This is a genomic window from Mycobacterium sp. (genome assembly GCF_019247615.1).
Taxonomy (GTDB): Bacteria; Actinomycetota; Actinomycetes; order Mycobacteriales; family Mycobacteriaceae; genus Mycobacterium.
Genome location: NZ_JAFBAT010000045.1, coordinates 1 through 5,314 on the forward strand (window position 1 = coordinate 1; position 5,314 = coordinate 5,314).

The 5,314-nt window shown below is 68.2% G+C and carries 1 protein-coding gene; it reads right to left on the minus strand.

What is annotated here, in order from left to right; all coding sequences use genetic code 11:
* A partial coding sequence (gene pks2, locus JO059_RS03175; protein ID WP_293314670.1) for a sulfolipid-1 biosynthesis phthioceranic/hydroxyphthioceranic acid synthase occupies positions 1-5,214 on the minus strand: 5,214 nt, incomplete at its 3' end.
* Between the last annotated feature and the right edge of the window lie 100 nt (positions 5,215-5,314).

Here is a 5,314-nt window from a genome sequence, read left to right on the forward strand (position 1 = left end):
CGGGATGTCCAGGATGAGCTTGCCGATGTGCTCGGCGGCGCTCATCGTGCGAATCGCCGTGGCAGCCTCGGCCAGTGGGTAATGCGTGCTCGCCGGAATCGGCAGCTCACCCTCGGCGGTCAACCGGTACACGGTGCTCAGGATTCGGCTGACCTGCTGGGGGTGGCTGACTGACATTAATCCCAGGTCGACACCCCAGAACGCGAGGTTGCGGCGGAACGGGAAGAGACCAAGCTTGGTGTCGCCGTAGATGTCCCGTTTGCCGATCTCGACGAACCGCCCACCCAGCGCCAGCAACTTGATCCCGGCGAGTTGGGCGGCGCCGGTCACCGAGTTGAGCACGACGTCGACGCCGTAGCCGTCGGTGTCACGGCGGATTTGGTCCGCGAACTCGACGGTGCGTGAGTCGTAGACGTGCTCGATTCCCATGTCGCGCAACAGTTGTCGCCGCTTCTCATTGCCGGCGGTGGCGTAGATTTCGGCTCCGGCTGCGCGGGCGATGGCGATCGCGGCCTGTCCCACGCCGCCGGTTCCGGAGTGGATCAGCACCTTTTCGCCGGCCTGGATGCGGGCCAACTCCTGCAGGCCGTACCAGGCGGTCGCGTGCGCGGTCGTCACCGCGGCGGCCTGGGCGTCGGTCAGTCCCTCGGGGAGCTTGGTGGCCAGGCGCGCGTCGCAGGTGACGAACGTGGCCCAGCAGCCGTTGGGGGACATCCCGCCGACGTGGTCACCGACCTCGTGATTGGTGACGCCCGGACCCACCGCAGACACCACGCCGGCGAAGTCGGTGCCCAGCTGCGGAAGGATGCCGTCGAGGCTCTGATAGCGGCCGAAAGCATTCAGCACATCGGCGAAGTTGATGCTCGACGCGGTCACCGCCACTTCGATCTGCCCGGGACCGGGCGGAACGCGGTCGAACGCGGCGAACTCCAACGTCTGCAGGTCACCCGGGGTGCGGATCTGCATGCGTATGCCGTCGTGCTCGTGGACGGCGATGGTGGTTCGCCGGTCCTCGGGGCACAGGGGCGAGGGGCACAAGCGTGCGATGTACCACTCGTCGTTGCGCCAGGCCGTTTCGTCCTCACCCGGTCCGGTCAGCAGAAGCTGGCGCACCACTTGCTCCGCGCCGGTCTGCTCGTCGACGTCGATGTGGGTGGTGTGCAGGTGCGGATACTCGGAACCGATGACCCGCAGCAGCCCGCGCAGGCCGCCCTGCTCGAGGTTGGGCACGTCCTCCGACAGCACCTTCTGAGCGTTTCGGGTGACCACATACAGCCGGGGCGATTGGCCCTGGATGTCCGGCAGTTCGCGGGCGATCCGTACCACGTGACGGACGGATGCGCCGCCACGGACCGCACCGTCGTCGTCGTGGGTGCCGCTCTTAGGCTCCGTGACGACCACCACGCCGGCGTAACCGCCCTTCTCGATCTCCCCGCGGAGCCGCTCGGCGATGGCCGGGTGATCGGCGTGCTGAGGCCAGGACAGAGTGGTGCACTCCGCCTCGTGGAGCTTCATCGCATCCGCGAACGCTGCCGCCACGAGGTCGGCGGAGTCGGCGGTGCTGACCAGCAGCCATGCTCCGCTATCGGCGGTCGCTACTTCGGGCAGGGCGCGTTGCTGCCACTCCACGGTGAGCAACCGCTCCGCCATGACCCGAGCCCGCTCGTCGCTTGCCGAGGCGCCGGTGCCCATCTGCAGCCCGCGCACGGTCAGCAGGACCTTGCCGTGCTTGTCCAAGACGTCGAGGTCGGCCTCGACGGCTCCGCCGATCGCCGCGGTGACCCGCGAGTAGCAGTAGCGCGCGGTGTGGACCGGGCCGTGTAACCGCAACCCGCAGACGCCCAGCGGAAGTAGCAGACCGCCGAGGCTGGCATTCGCGACGCTGGGGTGGGCGGCGACGGACTGGAAGCACGCATCGAGCAATGCCGGATGCACGCCGTAACTGGTGTGCTGTGTCCGGATCACGCTCGGCAGGCCGATTTCGGCCAGCACCGTGGTGCCGGTGCCCTCCGCGGTATGCGCAGCCGTCAGACCAGTGAAGGCGGAGCCGTACTGGATCCCGCACAGGTCCATGGCGTCTCGAAGGTCGGGACCTTCCACGCTGCTCGGGTGTGCTGCCAGCAGTTCCTCGATGTCATAGGAGGCAGGGGTGTCCGCGTCGGCGGTCGTGCAGGCCGTGGTCTGATCCAGCGCCCGCAACACCGCGGAAGCGCGCCGTGCCTGCACCCCTTCCTCGTTGGTCTCCACCACGAAAGCCAGGGCGCCGGGCACCTCCGCAGTTGCGGTGAGGCTGATTTGGGTCTCCTCATCGAGGAGCAGCATCTGCTCGAAGCGCACATCGCGGACTTCGGAGGCCTCGCCGAAGACGGTGGAAGCCGCCGCCAGCGCCATTTCGCAATAGGCCGCGCCCGGGAGGGCGGCCGTCCCGTGGACCTGGTGGTCGGCCAGCCAGGGCAGCGTCGCCGTCCCGATCTCTGCTTGCCAGACGTGGCGCTCGGGCTCTTCCGGGAGGCGCACGTGCTGGCCCATCAGCGGATGCACCGCAACGCTGGAGCGCAGCGCCTGGGAGCTGTGGCCGTCGCGGCTCAACAGCAGCGAGCGATGAGTCCAGCTCGCCAGTGGCGCGTCCACCAGGTGGCCACCCGGGAACAAGACGGAGAAATCGACCGTGGCGCCCGTGGCGTACACGTCTGCCAGGAACTCGCGCAACCCGTGAGGCAGCGGCTGTTCGCGCCGCATGGCGGCCAGAGCCGCAACCGTCATGTCGAGGCTCTTGGCGGTCTGGTCGACGGCGTGCGTCAGCAGCGGGTGGGGTGACAACTCGCCGAAGACCCGGTAGCCGTCTTCGAGGGCCGCCTGCACCGCGGCCGAGAACCGAACCGTGTGACGCAGGTTTTCCACCCAGTAGTTGGCGTCGCAGTAGGGCTCCTCGCGCGGGTCGAACGAGGTCGCCGAGTAGTACGGCACCTCAGGAGTCAAGGGCTCCACCTCGGCCAGCACGTCGTACAGCTCGTCAAGGATCGGATCGACCTGCGGCGAGTGCGACGCCACATCGACGGCCACCTCCCGGGCCATCACCTCGCGCTGCTCCCAGGCCGCGACCAGCTCGCGAACCGTGTCGGTTGCACCGCCGATCACCGTGGATTGGGGTGAGGCCACCACCGCCACCACGGCGTCGTTGACTCCACGAGCCATGAGCTCCGAAAGCACTTGCTGGGCAGGCAGTTCCACCGATGCCATCGCGCCGGCACCCGCGATCGTGGCCATCAGGCGCGAGCGGCGGCAGATGACCCGTGCACCGTCCTCGAGCGACAGCGCCCCGGCTACCACAGCCGCCGCGGCCTCGCCCATCGAATGGCCGATGACCGCGCCGGGCCGGACCCCGTAGGACTTCATCGTCGCCGCCAGCGCAACCTGCATGGCGAACAGCGTCGGCTGCACCCGGTCGATGCCGGTCACCTTCTCGGGCGAAGTCAGCGCCTCGGTCACCGAGAACCCGGACTCGGCCGCGATCAGCGGCTCGATCTCGGCGATTGCCGTCGCGAATGCGGGCTCTCTTGCCAGCAGGTCGGCACCCATCTCGGCCCATTGCGAGCCCTGGCCGGAGAACACCCAGACCGGACCGCGCTCCTCCTGGCCCACCACTTCCTGGAAGATGGCGTCACCGTTGGCAACCCCTCGCAGCGCCTCTACCAGTTCCGCATTGCTGCCGGCCAGCACGGCGGTCCGCACCGCTCGGTGCCCGCGCCGGCGAGCCAGCGTGTAGGCGAGGTCCGGCGTCGCCAGTTCCGCCGCGTGTGCCTCGACCCAGTGGGCCAGCCGGCGAGCGGTGTCCCGCAACGCGTCGACCGACGAGGAGGACAGCGGGAACAACAGCGTGCCGTCGCCGGCCGGCTTGGGCGCGGCGCCGTTGCGGGACAGAGGCTCGGGGGCTGCCTCCACGATGGCGTGCACGTTGGTGCCGGATATGCCGTAAGCGGACACCGCCGCGCGCCGCGGTTGCCCGCCGTTCAGCGGCCACGGCGTGATCTCCTGTGGCACGAACAGCCCGGTGTCGATGCGGGCCATCTCGTCGGGCAGCGTCTCGAAGTGGAGATTCTTGGGGACCACGCCGTGCTGGACGGAGAGGACCGCCTTCATCATCCCGAGCGCACCGGCAGCCGCCTGAGTGTGTCCGAAGTTGGTCTTCGAGGCCGCGAGCACGCAGGGGTTGTCAATGCCGTACACCTCCGCGAGGCTGGCGTACTCGATCGGGTCACCGACGGAGGTGCCGGTGCCATGCGCCTCCACCATGCCGACGGTGCCGGCGTCCACGCCCGACACGGCGAGTGCCGCCCGGTACACGGCTGCCTGCGCCGTAGCCGACGGCATCGCGATGTTCGGCGTGTGGCCGTCCTGGTTGGCGGCCGTGCCCCGCACGACAGCCAAGATGCGGTCACCATCGCGCTGGGCATCCGCCAGGCGCTTGAGCAAAAGCACGACGCAGCCCTCGCCGGACACGAAGCCATCAGCTTTGACGTCGAACGCGTGGCAATGCCCGGTGCCCGACAGCATGCCGCCCGCCGATGCCGAGGCAGACCTGCGCGGTTCCATCATCACGTTGACCCCGCCCGCGAAGGCGAGGTTGCTCTCCCCGTCGCTGAGGCTGCGGCAGGCCTGGTGGATCGCGAACAACCCCGACGAGCACGCGGTGTCCACCGTCACCGCCGGACCGTGCAGTCCGAGCGCGTAAGCGATGCGGCCGGATGCCATGCAGGAGATGGTGCCGGGGTTTCCGTACGGTCCGTCGAAAGCATCGGTGGCGGCGTGGACGAACTGGTAGTCGCCGTAATTCAATCCGACGAAGACGCCCGTTTCGTCGGCGATGGTGTCTTTTGTCAGGCCGGCATGTTCCATGGCCTCCCACGCGGTCTCCATCAGCAAACGGTGCTGAGGGTCCATCGCAGTGGCTTCTTTTTCCGTGATGCCGAAGAACTCCGGGTCGAAGTCGCCGACGTTGTCCAGGAACGAGCCCCACTTGCAGACCGATCGGCCCGGCACACCCGGCTCCGGGTCGTAGTAGTAGTCGACGTCCCAGCGGTCGGCGGGAATTTCCTTGACCAAGTCGTCGCCGCGCAGCAGCGCTTCCCAGAAGAGGTCAGGGGAGTCGATGCCCCCCGGCAGCCGGCACGCCATCCCGATGACTGCAACCGGAGCCACGCTTGACTTGTCCACAATCCCCACCCCGTCCTACCTGCTGCTATCCCCAAGTCCCTATCACCGCTGGGACAATTTAGTCAGGCCCTTGAGAAATTTCGCCGAATTCTTGTGCAAG